The sequence below is a fragment of the Streptomyces sp. NPDC050164 genome, from assembly GCF_044459945.1.
Classification (GTDB): domain Bacteria; phylum Actinomycetota; class Actinomycetes; order Streptomycetales; family Streptomycetaceae; genus Streptomyces; species Streptomyces coeruleorubidus_A.
Window position 1 is genome coordinate 273,456 of record NZ_JBITJK010000004.1, and the last position, 14,732, is coordinate 288,187.

Sequence of the window (14,732 nt, forward strand, 5' to 3'; positions counted from 1 at the left end):
CCGACAGAGGGGAGGGGGTTCGATGGCGGACCGCGCCGAGCACGGCGGTGTAAGTGATCAGGACCTCCTCGCCCGGCACGTCGAGGGTGACCCCGACGCCTTCGGTGAGATCGTGCGGCGGCACCGCGATCGCCTCTGGGCCGTCGCCCTGCGGACGCTCGGAGACCGCGAGGAGGCCGCTGACGCGGTGCAGGACGCCCTCGTTTCCGCCTACCGGGCCGCCCACACCTTCCGGGGCCAGTCGGCCGTCACAACGTGGCTGCACAGGATCACGGTGAACGCCTGCCTGGACCGCGCCCGCAAGGTCGCCTCCCGCAAGACCTCTCCCGTCGACGACACCGAGCGCCTGGAGCAGCTGCTGGAGCCGCACGAGTCGGCTTCGGCGCCCGCCGAGCGCAACGATCTCCACCGGCAGCTCATCGAAGCCCTGGGGACCCTGCCGACCGACCAGCGAGCGGCGCTCGTCCTGGTGGACATGCAGGGCTACCCGGTCGCGGAGGCGGCCCGCATCCTCGACGTGCCCACCGGCACGGTGAAGAGCCGATGCGCGCGCGGCAGAGCCAGACTCCTGCCGCTGCTGACCCATCTACGGCCGGACAGCAGCGGTGAGAGCAAGAAGCCGGGCGGAGAGCGGAACCGGACGCAAGGGCCAGCCGTCCCACCCGCAGCGGGACCGCGCCGAGCGGAACCACCGGACACAGGACCCAGCGACCCAGCGGCAGTGAAGGGCGGAGGTGGACGAGCGTGACGTCGACGACAGACATGGCCGGGCACCCGGACGTCGCCGAGATCTCCGACCTCGCCGAGGGCGTCCTCCCACCGTCCCGGAGCACCGACGTACGCCGGCATCTGGAGGGGTGCGAGCTCTGCGCGGACGTCTACGCGTCCCTGGAGGAGATCCGCGGGCTGCTCGGCACGCTGCCGGGCCCGCCACGCATGCCCGCCGATGTCGCAGGCCGCATCGATGCCGCCCTCGCCGCCGAGGCCCTGCTGAACGCCACGGGGCCGGAGGCCGCAGCGAGCCAGACACCGGTAAGTGCTCCTCGTTCCCCGTCCGAGGACGACAGCGGTGCGCATGTTTCACGTGAAACATCGACGCCCGACGACCGGCCCGCCGGGCGTCCCCGCTCTGCCACCACCGGCCCGGGCCGCAAGGGCCGCACTCGGAACGGGCGCCGGAGGATCGCCGTTCTGGGGACCGTCTTCACCGTCGCCGCCCTGGGACTGGGCTCCGTCCTGCTGTCGTCACTCGGCGACGGCAAGCCCCCGCATGACACGGCGGGCGGACAGCAGACCACCACCGCTGACACCTTCTCCGAGGGCAAGCTCGAGAAGCAGGTCACCGATCTCCTGGCGGAGAACCAGAGCGAGAAGGGCGGCTCCCGCACCCCCTTCGGCGCGGAGACCGCCCCCGGTAGCAACCATCACCAGGTCTTCAGGGAGCCCACAGTGCCCGGCTGCGTCCGCGACGGCATCGGACGCAAGGACACGGCCCTCGCTGTCGAGAACGGCAGGTATCAGGGGAAGAAGGCCATGCTGGTGTTGCTCCCCGACGCTTCCGACGCCACTCGGGTCACCGCCTACATCGTCGACGCGACCTGTGTGGATCACTCGGCGACGACCGCCGCGGGCAAGGTCCTTCTTCAGCGCTCGTACCCGTCCGCCTGAGACACGTCCGCCTCTTCATCCTGCGCGGTACCCCGCACAGGGCCGCTTCTCCGTGTGCCCGGACACAGCGGGAATGCGCGCCCCTTAGGATCCGTTGGGTGGGGTGAGAGTTCCAAGAGAAACTCCCACCGGTCGAACGACGCAGTCCAGAGACGAGGAATCAAGCCGTGAGCGACGTCCGTAACGTGATCATCATCGGCTCCGGGCCCGCCGGCTACACGGCGGCGCTCTACACCGCGCGCGCGTCGCTGAAGCCACTGGCGTTCGAGGGCGCCGTCACCGCCGGCGGTGCGCTCATGAACACCACCGACGTCGAGAACTTCCCTGGCTTCCAGGACGGCATCATGGGCCCCGAGCTCATGGACAACATGCGCGCCCAGGCGGAGCGCTTCGGGGCCGAGCTCATCCCGGACGACATCGTCAACGTCGACCTGACCGGTGAGATCAAGACCGTCACGGACACGTCCGGTACCGTCCACCGGGCCAAGGCCGTCATCGTCGCCACCGGCTCGCAGCACCGCAAGCTCGGTCTGCCGAACGAGGACGCCCTCTCCGGCCGTGGGGTGTCCTGGTGCGCCACCTGTGACGGGTTCTTCTTCAAGGACCAGGACATCGCCGTGATCGGTGGTGGCGACACCGCCATGGAGGAGGCCACCTTCCTCTCGCGGTTCGCCAAGTCCGTGACCGTCGTCCACCGCCGCGACACGCTGCGCGCCTCCAAGGCCATGCAGGAGCGCGCCTTCGCCGACCCGAAGATCGCGTTCGTGTGGGACAGCGAGGTCGCCGAGATCCAGGGCGACCAGAAGCTCTCGGGCCTGAAGCTGCGCAACCTCAAGACCGGCGAGCTTTCGGACCTGCCGGTGACCGGTCTCTTCATCGCCATCGGCCACGACCCCCGCACCGAGCTCTTCAAGGGGCAGCTCGACCTGGACGACGAGGGCTACCTGAAGGTGGACGCGCCGTCGACGCGCACCAACCTGACCGGTGTCTTCGGTGCCGGCGACGTGGTCGACCACACCTACCGTCAGGCGATCACCGCAGCAGGGACCGGCTGCTCCGCCGCTCTCGACGCCGAGCGCTACCTCGCCGCCCTCGCGGACGAGGAGCAGCCCGAGCCCGAGAAGACCGCTGTCTGACCCCTCTCCCTACCCGCCCCACGCACCAACCAGTTAAGGAGCCCGCCGTGGCCGGCACCCTGAAGAATGTGACCGACGACTCCTTCGAGCAGGACGTCCTCAAGAGCGACAAGCCCGTCCTGGTGGACTTCTGGGCCGCCTGGTGCGGTCCGTGCCGCCAGATCGCGCCGTCCCTCGAGGCGATCGCCTCCGAGTACGGCGACAAGATCGAGGTCGTCAAGCTGAACATCGACGAGAACCCGGGTACGGCCGCCAAGTACGGCGTCATGTCCATCCCGACCCTGAACGTCTACCAGGGTGGCGAGGTCGCCAAGACCATCGTGGGCGCCAAGCCGAAGGCCGCGATCGTTCGCGACCTTGAGGAGTTCATCGCCGAGTGAACCGGCGGAGCCGTCTGAGCGACGGTGCGTGTTTCACGTGAAACACGAATGGGCCAACCCGAAAGGGTTGGCCCATTCGTTTGACTGCTTCCTCTACAGCGGCCGCAGTGCCGGCTCCTTCTGTACGGCTCCCAGGAGCCGGTCCAGCGCCATCTCGACGTCTTCCTTCCAGGAAAGCGTCGACCGCAGTTCCAGCCTCAGCCGGGGATAGGTGGGGTGCTGCCGGACCGTCTTGAAGCCCACCGCCAGGAGATGGTCGGCGGGCAACACACAGGCCGGTTCCTTCCAACGCGCGTCTCCGAACGCCTCGATCGCCTTGAACCCGCGCCGCAGCAGATCCTTGGCGACCGTCTGAACCATCACCCGGCCGAGCCCCTGCCCCTGGTATCCCGGCACGATGAACGCGGTCATCAGCTGAACCGCGTCGGGGGAGACGGGACTCGTGGGGAACGCCGTGGCGCGCGGGACATAGGCGGGAGGGGCGTAGAGCACGAAGCCCACCGGTACATCGTCGACGTACACGACACGACCGCAGGATCCCCAGTCCAGCAGAACGGCCGAGATCCAGGCTTCCTTCTCCAGAGCGGACTCGCCCGTCTTTACCGCGGCCTCACCGCTGACCGGGTCAAGCTCCCAGAAGACACACGAGCGACAGCGCTTGGGAAGGTCCTGAAGGTTGTCCAACGTGAGCGGTACGAGCCGGCGCCCCATGAAGGCTGTTCCTCGCTTCCTTGGCCTGCCGCGTCGCGGGCGGCTGTCAGAGCGCTCCGTTCCCTGAGGAGACTGCCGATGAACCCACCGACCGCCCCCAGCCCCAAACCGGCGCTCACCAGTCCGGTGCGGCTCATCGTTCGCATGGCCCCTGCCTTCCTCTGAGAGGTGCTGCCGGGTGGTTGCGCCGTATCCGATCGCATCGTATCCACGATGCGATTCCATCGATACCGCCAGAAAGGAAAGAGCGGGCCACGTTCCGGCACACACCGGACATGGCCCGCTCTGTCATCCACAACAGAGGCTCCTGCCGGAGGCTCAGGACTCGCTCTCCTCGGAGTCGTCCTCCAGGAGGCTCTTCTGCAGAACCGGTCCCTCGCCCGGAGCGAGTGAGCCGAGGATCCGCTCAAGGTCCTCCATCGAGGCGAACTCGACGGTGATCTTGCCCTTCTTCTGGCCCAGATCGACCTTCACTCGCGTCTCGAAGCGGTCCGAGAGTCGCGTGGCGAGCTCGGACAGCGCGGGAGAGACACGGGCACCGGCGCGCGGGCCCTTGGGCCGCTGGGCCTTCTGGGGACGTGAACCCATCAGGGTCACGATCTCCTCGACGGCCCGCACCGACAGGCCCTCAGCCACGATGCGGTGGGCCAGCCTGTCCTGCTCCTCCGAGTCCTCGACGGACAGCAGGGCCCGCGCGTGGCCGGCGGAGAGCACTCCGGCGGCGACCCGGCGCTGCACCGCCGGCGAGAGCTTCAGCAGGCGCAGGGTGTTGGAGACCTGCGGGCGGGATCGGCCGATGCGGTCCGCCAGCTGGTCGTGCGTGCAGTTGAAGTCCCGCAGCAACTGGTCGTAGGCGGCTGCCTCTTCCAGCGGGTTCAGCTGGGCACGATGCAGGTTCTCCAGCAGAGCGTCCAGAAGGAGCTTCTCGTCCTCCGTGGCCCGGACGATCGCCGGGATCGCCTCCAGCCCCGCCTCGCGACAGGCCCGCCAGCGGCGCTCGCCCATGATGAGCTCGTAGTGGGCGGGACCCACCTGCCGTACGACGACCGGCTGGAGGAGCCCCACTTCCTTGATGGAGGTGATGAGCTCGGCCAGCGCGTCCTCGTCGAAGACCTCACGAGGCTGCCGCGGGTTCGGCGTGATGGAGTCGAGGGGGATCTCGGCGAAGTGCGCCCCGATGGGCGAGGCAGGTGCGGCGGGAGCACTGGGCTGCGCCGGCTCCTCTGTTTCACGTGAAACAGTCGGCAGCGTCGCCACCTTCGCTGCGGCCACCCCACGGTCGTTCGGCAGCACGGGCACTGCTGCGGGGGATGAGGAAGCGGCGCTCCCCGCCGCAGCCTGGGCTACCGACTTCTCCGTCGGCGCAGCAGGGATCAGTGCGCCGAGACCACGGCCCAGCCCCCTCCGTCGCTCGCTCACTGAATGCCCTCCACCATGCTCGGGTCGTTCTGCTGTGCGCCGATGTGGGCATGCGTGGCGTCATAGCTGATGCCAACGCCCTTCAGCGCGATCTCTCGTGCCGCCTCAAGGTAAGAGAGGGCACCACTTGATCCAGGATCGTAAGTCAGGACCGTCTGCCCGTAACTCGGCGCCTCGGAGATACGGACGGACCTGGGAATGCTCGTCCGCAGCACCTCGTCGCCGAAGTGGGTGCGCACCTCTTCCGCGACCTGGGACGCGAGGCGCGTCCGGCCGTCGTACATGGTGAGCAGGATGGTCGACACGTGCAGGGCGGGGTTGAGGTGCCCCCGCACCAGGTCGACGTTACGCAACAACTGACCCAGGCCTTCCAGCGCGTAGTACTCGCACTGGATCGGGATCAGAACCTCCTGGCCGGCCACCAACGCATTAACCGTCAGGAGGCCGAGCGAGGGCGGACAGTCGATGAGGATGTAGTCCAGCGGCTGCTCGTACGCCTGGATGGCGCGCTGCAGCCGGCTCTCCCGTGCCACCAGGGACACCAGCTCGATCTCCGCACCGGCGAGATCGATCGTGGCAGGGGCACAGAAGAGGCCCTCAACATCGGGGACCGGCTGGACGACCTCGGAGAGCGGCTTACTCTCCACCAACACGTCGTAGATGGACGGAACTTCGGCGTGATGGTCAATGCCCAGCGCGGTGGACGCATTGCCCTGTGGGTCGAGGTCGACCACCAGAACCCGGCCACCGTGCAGGGCCAGTGATGCGGCAAGGTTGACGGTTGTCGTCGTCTTGCCCACACCGCCCTTCTGGTTGGCGACCACCATGATTCGGGTCTGCTCGGGCCGTGGCAGGCCCTCGCCGGCGCGGCCTAGAGCCTCCACCGCCAATTGGGCAGCACGACCGATGGGAGTGTCGTCCATCGGAGGCGGTGTTTCACGTGAAACATCCGCCCCCATCGACTCGGTACGGGGACCGGGGACCGGATCGGTCATCGGTCCCGCGATGTTGGCGTCGGACCGCAAGGATTCACTCTCCTCGACTTCAGGCTCGCAATGAACAGAGCCTCCCATGTCTTCGGGGTCGTGAACCAGTGAGGCCTTCCGTTCTGTGGAGAAATCCACCTCTGTGGACAACTCAGTTCCCTCATCGAGTGACCCGAGAGGCTTACGGTCGCGGGGTTCGGCCGCAGCGCGGCCACGACTGATGATGCCGTGCAGCAGTGAGCGACGTTTCACGTGAAACACGATGCACAGCAGTCGGGGCCGGATTGTCGCGACACTCCGGCATGCATAGGTTTGGCAGCTTGTGTGGAGTACGTCTCGTCGTCAGGACGGATCAGCGTCGTCGGGCCGGATCAGTGTCCCCAGGATGGATCAGCGTCGTCGGCGGGCACGCCCCGTGCGAGCCGCCTTGGCACGCTTCGCAGCGAAGCGCACACCTCCGGGGCTCTCCCCGACCTCGACCCGTACGACCGTGGACATCGGGTCCACCACGCCCTCACCGACATGCAGGATGGACGTCTCCACCGCACCCAGCTTGCTCAGGGCCGCCGACGCGCTCTTCAGCTCCTCCTCGGCGGCGTCGCCCTTGAGCGCGAGCATCTCCCCGTACGGCCGAAGCAGAGGGATGCCCCACGTGGCGAGGCGGTCGAGGGGAGCGACGGCTCGGGCCGTCACGACGTGGACGGGCTGGATCTTCCCCATGACCTCCTCGGCCCGGCCGCGCACGACGGTCACATGATCGAGGCCGAGCAGTTCCACGACCTCGGTGAGGAAGTTCGTACGCCGCAGCAGAGGCTCCAGCAGCGTGATCTTCAGGTCCTCCCGGACCAGTGCCAGCGGAATGCCGGGGAGGCCGGCGCCCGAGCCGACATCGCACACCGTCACGCCCTCGGGCACGACCTCCGAGAGCACCGCGCAGTTCAGCAGGTGCCGCTCCCACAGGCGGGGCACTTCACGCGGGCCGATGAGACCGCGCTGCACGCCCGTCTCAGCGAGCAGCTCGGCATACCGCACCGCATCCGCGAAGCGATCACCGAACACCTCGCGCGCCTGCTCGGGCGCGGGGGGAAGCTCCGCTGCCTCCGTCACGGGGGACCGTCCTTCCGTACCGCGTCAGCGCACCGAGCGCCGACACCAGAACCACCAGAACTATCAGGCTGACAAAGTTCGGCCCCGCCTGCGCAACAGACGGGGCCGGGGAGCGTAGGGGCCGATCAGGCGGGAAGCACGACGACGAAGCGCTGCGGCTCCTCGCCCTCGGATTCGCTGCGCAGGCCCGCGGCCTTGACCGCGTCGTGCACGACCTTGCGCTCGAACGGCGTCATCGGCTTCAGCTTCACGGCCTCACCGCTGCTCTTGGCCTCGGCGGCGGCCTTGGCGCCCAGCTCGGACAGCTCGGAGCGCTTCCGGGCGCGGTATCCCGCGATGTCGAGCATCAGACGGCTGCGGTCACCGGTCTCCCGGTGCACGGCCAGACGGGTGAGCTCCTGGAGCGCCTCCAGCACCTCACCGTCACGGCCGACCAGCTTCTGCAGGTCGCGGCTGCCCGTGTCGCTGATGATCGAGACAGAGGCACGGTCGGCCTCGACGTCCATGTCGATGTCGCCGTCGAGGTCGGCGATGTCGAGCAGACCCTCCAGGTAGTCCGCCGCGATCTCGCCCTCCTGCTCCAGGCGGGTCAGGGTGTCTGCACCCTCGGCAGCGGCGGAGGTGGTGCCTTCCGTCACGGGATGGACTCCTTCTTACTTCTTGGACGGGGACTTGGGCCGCTGCGGACCCTTGCGCTGTCCGGACTGGGCCTTGCTGCGGGTACCGCCGGCGGGCTTCGCGCCGCCCTTCTTGGCAGCGGCGGCGGGCTTGGCGTCCTCGGGCTCGTCGGACTTGGTGAGTGACGTCTTCGGCTCGGACTCACCAGCCGCCTTCGCTGCACCGGACTGCCGCTGAGCCTTGGTCTGCCGCTTGGGCTGCTGGCGCTTCGCCATACCGGTGGTCGGCGTACCGTCCTCGGCTTCGACGGCGGCTACGGTGTCGCTCTTGATCACGGTGCCGTCGGCCTGGGCGACGAGGCCGGCCTTGCTCAGGCCGTTGATGAACTTGCGCTCGAACTCGTTGCGGTCGCGTCCCTTGGCGACGATCGCCTTGACGATGACCTTGTCACGGCGCCGGCTGACCTTGCTGTGCTGCGTGACGTGCTTGTGCAGGCGCTCCAGGTACGCGGCCTGGGCCTTGGAACCCGGGGTCGGGTTGTTGTGGATGACGTACATCTGCTGGCCCATGGTCCACACGTTGGTGGTCAGCCAGTAGACGAGGACACCGACGGGGAAGTTGATGCCGAAGACGGCGAACATGATCGGGAAGACGTACATCAGCATCTTCTGCTGCTGCATGAACGGCGTCTTCACCGTGGTGTCGATGTTCTTCGTCATCAGCTGGCGCTGCGTGAAGAACTGCGACGCCGACATCAGGACGATCATGACGGCGGTGACCACGCGGACGTCGGTGAGGGAGGCACCGAGTGCTTCCACCTTCGACGAGCTGTCGGTGAACTTCACCGCGAGCGGCGCACCGACGATGTGTGCCTTCTGCGCGCTCTCCAGAAGGCTGGTGTTGATCACGCCGATGGTGTCGTTCGACGCGATGCTGTTCAGCACGTGGTACAGGGCGAAGAAGAACGGGGACTGCGCCAGGATGGGAAGGCACGAGGACAGCGGGTTTGTACCCGTGTCCTTGTACAGCTTCATCATCTCTTCGGACTGACGCTGCTTGTCGTTCTTGTAGCGCTCCTGGATCTTCTTCATCTCGGGCTGGAGCGTCTGCATGGCCCGGGTCGCCTTGATCTGCTTCACGAAGAGCGGGATCAGGCAGATACGGATCAGGATCACCAGGGACACGATCGACAGGCCCCAGGCCCACCCGGTGTCAGGCCCGAAGAGGGCGCCGTACACCGAGTGGAACTGGACGATGACCCAGGAGACGGGTGTGGTGATGAAGCTGAAGAGGCTGGCAATCGTGTCCACTAATCATGCTCCTTGGGCATGGGACGGTGTCTCTGCGGCCGGGCTCGAAGGACTGGTCCGACTTGTGGGAGAAGTCTGTCCCTCGGTGGCCGGGACGGCGACGGAGGGCCCGCCCTTGCGTGCACGCCACGCGTTACGCAGCATTTCGTGCCACCGCGGGCGCTTGCGCGGCGGGACATGGTCCACACCGCCCAGCGACCACGGATTGCAGCGAAGGATGCGCCAGGCCGTGAGTGCCGTTCCCTTGATGGCACCGTGCCGGTCGATGGCCGTGAAGCCGTAGTGGGAGCACGACGGGTAGTACTTGCAGACCGGCCCGAGCAGCGGACTGATCGTCCACTGGTAGAGCTTGATCAGAGCAAGCAGCGGGTACTTCATCGCGCGCCCCCTCCCAGCAGCCGCTGGAGGGCGGCATCCAGGTCTCGGGCCAGCTGTGCATGGTCGGCGTCGCCCGCACCGGGCAGCGCTCGTACCACTACCAGGCTACCGGGGGGCAGCTGGGCGACTCGGTCGCGCATCAGGTGGCGAAGCCTGCGCTTCACTTTGTTGCGTACGACCGCACCGCCCACGGCTTTGCTCACGACGAAACCCGCACGCGTCGGGGGAGCGCTCTCCCCAGGCGCATGCGGGTCCGTGGCACCGCTTCGAAGGTGGACGACGAGGTACGGGCGTCCTGCCCGGCGTCCTCGCCGTACCGCGGTCGCGAAGTCCTCGCGCCGCCTCAGCCGGTTCTGGGTGGGCAGCACGATGTCATGACCTGACCGGGATCAGGCGGACAGACGGGCGCGACCCTTGCTACGGCGGGACGCGAGAATCGCGCGGCCGGCACGGGTGCGCATACGCAGCCGGAAGCCGTGGGTCTTCGCGCGACGACGGTTGTTCGGCTGGAAGGTGCGCTTGCTCACTCGGGGGCTCCAGAAAATCGGTAGTTGCGGGGTGCCGTCCTGGCTGTCACCGTGCGCCCACGAGTAGCTCGCGGTTACGCCCGAGTGCACCGCTTACCGATCACCCAAATGATCTGTGCCCATCGGAGGCAGGCGGCAGCAGCCATCGACAACTCGACCTGGTTACGGTACGCGCGGCTACGCCATCCGGTCAAACCAGCAGCGGCCCGGAGACACTTGTCCACAGGCTGGGGACAACAACTTGAACCGCAGCCACCGCCCTGACTACCGTGACGGAACTCCGATTCGTTCCCTTATCCCTGCCCCACCCGATTTACATCCCGAGCCGTCCCAGAACCACACGTTCGTGGGACCTGTGAGAGAGCGTGCCCTGTGGCTGACGTACCTGCCGATCTTGCCGCAGTGTGGCCACGCGTATTGGAGCAGCTCCTCGGGGAGGGCCGCGGCCAGGGTGTCGAGGCGAAGGACGAGCACTGGATCCGGCGCTGTCAGCCGCTCGCGCTGGTCGCGGACACCGCCCTGCTCGCCGTACCGAACGAATTCGCGAAGGGCGTACTCGAGGGCCGCCTGGCGCCCGTCGTCAGCGAGACCCTGAGCCGCGAGTGCGGCCGCCCGATCCGGATCGCGATCACCGTCGACGACTCCGCGGGCGAACCCACGCCGGCGCCCCCGGCCCGTCCCCAGTCGCGTTACGAGGAGCCCGAGCTGCCGGCCGCGCGCCAGGACCGCGACGGTTATGAGGGGTACGGCCGTCACCGCGCCGACCATCTGCCGGGAACGGCCGGCGACCAGCCGCCGCCTGCGCGCGGAGATCAACTTCCCACCGCGCGTCCCGCGTACCCCTCCGAGTACCAGCGCCCCGAGCCCGGCTCCTGGCCGCGGCCGGCGCAGGACGAGTACAGCTGGCAGCAACAGCGCCTCGGCTTCCCCGAGCGTGACCCGTACGCGTCACCGAACCAGGACACCTACGGCACCCAGGACTCGTACGGATCCCATGGGTCGTCGCAGGACTCGTACGGAACGCAGGGATCACACAGATCACATGGGTCGCAGGACTCGTATGGATCGCGCGGTTCGCAGGATTCGTACGGCTCGTCCCCCCAGGACGCCTACGGCTCCCCGTCCCAGGACTACCGCCCGCAGTCCATGGAGCGCGCCTCCTACGAGTCGCCGCGCTCCGACTACGACACGTCACGCCCCGACTACGACCAGCGCGACCCGGTCCGCCGGGAGCTGCCCGAGCCGCCGGCCGGCTCGGGGCACGTGCACCGCGGCGGCCCCGTCGGCCCGAACCTGCCCACGACCGGTGCGCCCGGCCCGCTGGCCGCGCAACCCGCGCCGGCAACCGGCCCGGGCGAGCCCACCGCGCGTCTGAACCCGAAGTACCTCTTCGACACGTTCGTCATCGGCGCCTCCAACCGCTTCGCGCACGCCGCCGCGGTCGCCGTCGCCGAGGCACCGGCGAAGGCGTACAACCCGTTGTTCATCTACGGGGAGTCCGGGCTCGGCAAGACGCACCTGCTGCACGCGATCGGGCACTACGCGCGCAGCCTCTACCCGGGCACGCGGGTGCGGTACGTGAGCTCGGAGGAGTTCACCAACGAGTTCATCAACTCCATCCGCGACGGCAAGGGCGACAGCTTCCGCAAGCGCTACCGCGAGATGGACATCCTGCTCGTCGACGACATCCAGTTCCTGGCGGACAAGGAGTCGACGCAGGAGGAGTTCTTCCACACCTTCAACACCCTCCACAACGCCAACAAGCAGATCGTGCTGTCCTCCGACCGGCCGCCCAAGCAGCTGGTGACGCTGGAGGACCGGCTGCGGAACCGTTTCGAGTGGGGTCTGATCACCGACGTGCAGCCGCCCGAGCTGGAGACGCGGATCGCGATCCTCCGCAAGAAGGCGGTGCAGGAGCAGCTGAACGCACCGCCGGAGGTGCTGGAGTTCATCGCGTCCCGGATCTCGCGCAACATCCGCGAGCTGGAGGGCGCGCTGATCCGGGTCACGGCGTTCGCCTCGCTCAACCGGCAGCCGGTGGACCTGGGCCTGACGGAGATCGTCCTCAAGGACCTGATCCCCGGCGGCGAGGACTCGGCCCCCGAGATCACGTCCACGGCCATCATGGGCGCGACGGCGGACTACTTCGGGCTGACCGTCGAGGACCTGTGCGGCACCTCGCGCGGCCGCGCCCTCGTCACCGCCCGGCAGATCGCCATGTACCTGTGCCGCGAGCTCACGGACCTGTCACTGCCGAAGATCGGCGCACTGTTCGGCGGCCGCGACCACACGACGGTCATGCACGCGGACCGCAAGATCCGCAATCTGATGGCCGAGCGCCGCTCGATCTACAACCAGGTCACCGAGCTGACCAACCGCATCAAGAACGGCTGACAGCGCCGGCCGTACGACGCCGAGGGCGCCCCTGGAGCGGATTTCCGGGGGCGCCCTTCGTCATGTCGCGGCCACCGGCTGTTCGAATTACCTGCCGGGTTACGGCCCCTCTCCACAGATTCGGCGACTTTCTCCCGTCCACACCCTGGGGACTGTGAAGTTGTCCAGACTGTGTCCACAGAGGTCTCTGTTGAAGGACCATCAGACCAGGTCACCTGCGTGTGGATTCGTGGACGAACGATCTCCACAGGCTGTGGACAACGAGAGCGTCCACAGGCTGTGCATCGAGTTGTCCACCGGCAACCCACAGGCTGGGGCCGGTTGTCCCCAGCGATCCCCAGTTTCTCCACATCGCTGTCCACTGTTCGGCAACGCGACGCGCCTCATCACCGCGTCGAGTGAAAGGCGTCACACGAAGGTGCCGGGTTGGGCTGTGGGAAAGGTGGGTAAACCTGGGGACGGCACTGGGGAGAACTCGCCTCACCCTGTGCACGGGGTGTGCAGAACTTTCCGTTCTCCACAGAAACCTCTGGTTGTCCACTGCCGTCACCCACAGGACCGGTGGACAAAATTCCCGCTCTGAGCTGGGCAAACGGGGTTATCCACGGTATCCACAGGCCCTACTACTACTCCCGACTAGAGAGAGCTGGGAATTCGTTTCGAAGCGGGCCCTGTGCACAACTCGCCCTCCGGCGCCCGACCGCCCCTCGTCACGACTTGACCCCGAGAGGCACCTACTGTCAGTGCGGTGCGTCAGACTGGTCCCCGGTGTCCTCCCCATCCCGGGGACCGTCGACACCGAGACAGACGACGAGGGCCAGGCAGAGCGAGAAGCGCCGGCAACAGCAGGAGGCGGCAACAGTGAAGATCCGGGTGGAACGCGACGTACTCGCGGAGGCAGTGGCCTGGGCGGCACGCAGCCTCCCGGCCCGTCCGCCGGCGCCTGTCCTCGCCGGCCTGCTGCTGAAGGCCGAGGACGGCCAGCTGAGCCTGTCCAGCTTCGACTACGAGGTCTCCGCGCGCGTGTCCGTGGAGGCCGAGGTCGACGAGGAGGGCACGGTGCTCGTCTCCGGCCGTCTCCTCGCGGACATCTGCCGCGCCCTCCCCAACCGACCGGTGGAGATCTCCACAGACGGTGTACGGGCGACGGTGGTGTGCGGCTCCTCCCGGTTCACACTCCACACCCTGCCTGTGGAGGAGTACCCGGCGCTGCCGCAGATGCCGAACGCGACGGGCACGGTCCCCGGCGAGGTCTTCGCCTCCGCGGCCGCCCAAGTGGCCATCGCCGCCGGCCGTGACGACACGCTGCCCGTCCTCACGGGCGTCCGCATCGAGATCGAGGGCGACACGGTCACGCTGGCGTCCACCGACCGTTACCGCTTCGCGGTCCGTGAGTTCCTGTGGAAGCCGGAGAACCCGGAGGCCTCCGCGGTCGCCCTGGTGCCCGCCAAGACGCTCCTGGACACCGCCAAGGCTCTTACGAGCGGCGACCAGGTGATCCTGGCGCTGTCCGGCTCGGGCTCGGGCGAGGGCCTGATCGGCTTCGAGGGTGCCGGCCGCCGTACGACGACCCGCCTGCTGGAGGGCGACCTCCCGAAGTACCGCTCGCTGTTCCCGACCGAGTTCAACAGCGTCGCCGTGATCGAGACCGCCCCCTTCGTGGAGGCCGTCAAGCGCGTGGCCCTGGTCGCCGAGCGCAACACTCCGGTGCGGCTCAGCTTCGAGCAGGGCGTGCTCATCCTGGAGGCCGGCTCCAGCGACGACGCACAGGCTGTGGAGCGGGTCGACGCCCAGCTGGAGGGCGACGACGTGTCGATCGCCTTCAACCCGACCTTCCTGCTGGACGGCCTGAGCGCCATCGACTCCCCGGTCGCGCAGCTGTCCTTCACGACGTCCACGAAGCCCGCGCTGCTCAGCGGCAAGCCGGCGCTGGACGCCGAGGCGGACGAGGCCTACAAGTACCTGATCATGCCGGTGCGCCTCAGCGGCTGAGCTCCGAGGGTTGTCCACAGGCTGGGGGCAAACCCGCAGGTGGGGGCGTACGACTGAGCGCGTATGCCCACAGATGTGCGCGAGCGTCCGGGTTTAGGCTCGGACG

Annotated in this window: 15 protein-coding genes; 6 read left to right on the top strand and 9 right to left on the bottom strand. The window is 67.9% G+C overall.

What is annotated here, in order from left to right; all coding sequences use genetic code 11:
* The first annotated feature begins 22 nt into the window (after positions 1-22).
* The 4 genes from sigM (at position 23) to trxA (ending at position 3,184) form a co-directional block, all read left to right on the top strand.
* Positions 23-748 (top strand): RNA polymerase sigma factor SigM, encoded by a 726-nt coding sequence (gene sigM / locus ACIBNA_RS09115; protein ID WP_399164572.1) that lies wholly within the window; start codon positions 23-25, stop codon positions 746-748.
* Positions 745-1,668 carry an anti-sigma factor family protein gene (locus tag ACIBNA_RS09120; RefSeq protein ID WP_399164573.1) on the top strand — a complete coding sequence of 308 codons (924 nt, stop codon included), beginning with the start codon at positions 745-747 and terminating at the stop codon, positions 1,666-1,668. Before sigM ends, ACIBNA_RS09120 begins: the two co-directional genes overlap by 4 nt.
* Positions 1,669-1,835: 167 nt before the next feature.
* Positions 1,836-2,804, top strand: a complete 969-nt coding sequence (gene trxB, locus ACIBNA_RS09125; protein WP_399164574.1) for a thioredoxin-disulfide reductase — start codon at positions 1,836-1,838, stop codon at positions 2,802-2,804.
* A gap of 47 nt (positions 2,805-2,851) precedes the next feature.
* A complete protein-coding gene (gene trxA, locus ACIBNA_RS09130) occupies positions 2,852-3,184 on the top strand; it encodes a thioredoxin (protein ID WP_010032728.1) in 333 nt (110 codons plus the stop codon).
* 93 nt (positions 3,185-3,277) lie between these two features.
* Here trxA and ACIBNA_RS09135 read toward each other — a convergent pair whose 3' ends face one another.
* The 9 genes from ACIBNA_RS09135 to rpmH form a co-directional block, all read right to left on the bottom strand.
* The gene (locus tag ACIBNA_RS09135; protein WP_399164575.1) at positions 3,278-3,895 is read right to left on the bottom strand and encodes a GNAT family N-acetyltransferase; all 618 of its coding nucleotides are present in this window, start codon (positions 3,893-3,895) and stop codon (positions 3,278-3,280) included.
* A 318-nt stretch (positions 3,896-4,213) separates the two neighbouring features.
* On the bottom strand, positions 4,214-5,314 hold the full coding sequence (locus ACIBNA_RS09140) for a ParB/RepB/Spo0J family partition protein (protein ID WP_399164576.1): 1,101 nt from the start codon (positions 5,312-5,314) through the stop codon (positions 4,214-4,216).
* On the bottom strand, positions 5,311-6,387 hold the full coding sequence (locus ACIBNA_RS09145) for a ParA family protein (RefSeq protein ID WP_078945117.1): 1,077 nt from the start codon (positions 6,385-6,387) through the stop codon (positions 5,311-5,313). The genes ACIBNA_RS09140 and ACIBNA_RS09145 overlap by 4 nt, the downstream gene beginning before the upstream one ends.
* 303 nt (positions 6,388-6,690) lie before the next feature.
* Positions 6,691-7,407 carry a 16S rRNA (guanine(527)-N(7))-methyltransferase RsmG gene (rsmG, locus tag ACIBNA_RS09150; protein WP_274817610.1) on the bottom strand — a complete coding sequence of 239 codons (717 nt, stop codon included), beginning with the start codon at positions 7,405-7,407 and terminating at the stop codon, positions 6,691-6,693.
* A 125-nt stretch (positions 7,408-7,532) separates the two neighbouring features.
* Complete coding sequence (locus ACIBNA_RS09155) at positions 7,533-8,045, bottom strand: R3H domain-containing nucleic acid-binding protein (protein WP_010032717.1); 513 nt, start codon at positions 8,043-8,045, stop codon at positions 7,533-7,535.
* A gap of 15 nt (positions 8,046-8,060) precedes the next feature.
* Positions 8,061-9,335 (bottom strand): membrane protein insertase YidC, encoded by a 1,275-nt coding sequence (gene yidC, locus ACIBNA_RS09160; protein ID WP_399164577.1) that lies wholly within the window; start codon positions 9,333-9,335, stop codon positions 8,061-8,063.
* Positions 9,336-9,338: 3 nt separating this feature from the next.
* Entirely contained in the window at positions 9,339-9,713 is a 375-nt protein-coding gene (gene yidD / locus ACIBNA_RS09165) for a membrane protein insertion efficiency factor YidD (RefSeq protein ID WP_399164578.1), read from the bottom strand.
* Positions 9,710-10,081, bottom strand: a complete 372-nt coding sequence (gene rnpA / locus ACIBNA_RS09170) for a ribonuclease P protein component (RefSeq protein WP_399164579.1) — start codon at positions 10,079-10,081, stop codon at positions 9,710-9,712. Before rnpA ends, yidD begins: the two co-directional genes overlap by 4 nt.
* A 21-nt stretch (positions 10,082-10,102) precedes the next feature.
* The gene (gene rpmH, locus ACIBNA_RS09175; protein WP_003956500.1) at positions 10,103-10,240 is read right to left on the bottom strand and encodes a 50S ribosomal protein L34; all 138 of its coding nucleotides are present in this window, start codon (positions 10,238-10,240) and stop codon (positions 10,103-10,105) included.
* Positions 10,241-10,612: 372 nt separating this feature from the next.
* On the opposite strand from rpmH, the gene dnaA reads away from it, so the two are divergent.
* Together dnaA and dnaN are read left to right on the top strand one after the other, a co-directional pair.
* Positions 10,613-12,634 (top strand): chromosomal replication initiator protein DnaA, encoded by a 2,022-nt coding sequence (gene dnaA, locus ACIBNA_RS09180; protein ID WP_399164580.1) that lies wholly within the window; start codon positions 10,613-10,615, stop codon positions 12,632-12,634.
* An 861-nt stretch (positions 12,635-13,495) separates the two neighbouring features.
* Positions 13,496-14,626, top strand: coding sequence for a DNA polymerase III subunit beta (gene dnaN, locus ACIBNA_RS09185; protein WP_399164581.1), 1,131 nt, complete (start codon positions 13,496-13,498; stop codon positions 14,624-14,626).
* Positions 14,627-14,732: the final 106 nt, after the last annotated feature.

Bases quoted from the DNA above. Each gene is read 5' to 3' on its own strand.
- yidD (WP_399164578.1), bottom strand. From the start codon at position 9,713: ATGAAGTACCCGCTGCTTGCTCTGATCAAGCTCTACCAGTGGACGATC.
- ACIBNA_RS09145 (WP_078945117.1), bottom strand. From the start codon at position 6,387: ATGGGAGGCTCTGTTCATTGCGAGCCTGAAGTCGAGGAGAGTGAATCC.
- sigM (WP_399164572.1), top strand. From the start codon at position 23: ATGGCGGACCGCGCCGAGCACGGCGGTGTAAGTGATCAGGACCTCCTC.
- ACIBNA_RS09135 (WP_399164575.1), bottom strand. From the start codon at position 3,895: ATGGGGCGCCGGCTCGTACCGCTCACGTTGGACAACCTTCAGGACCTT.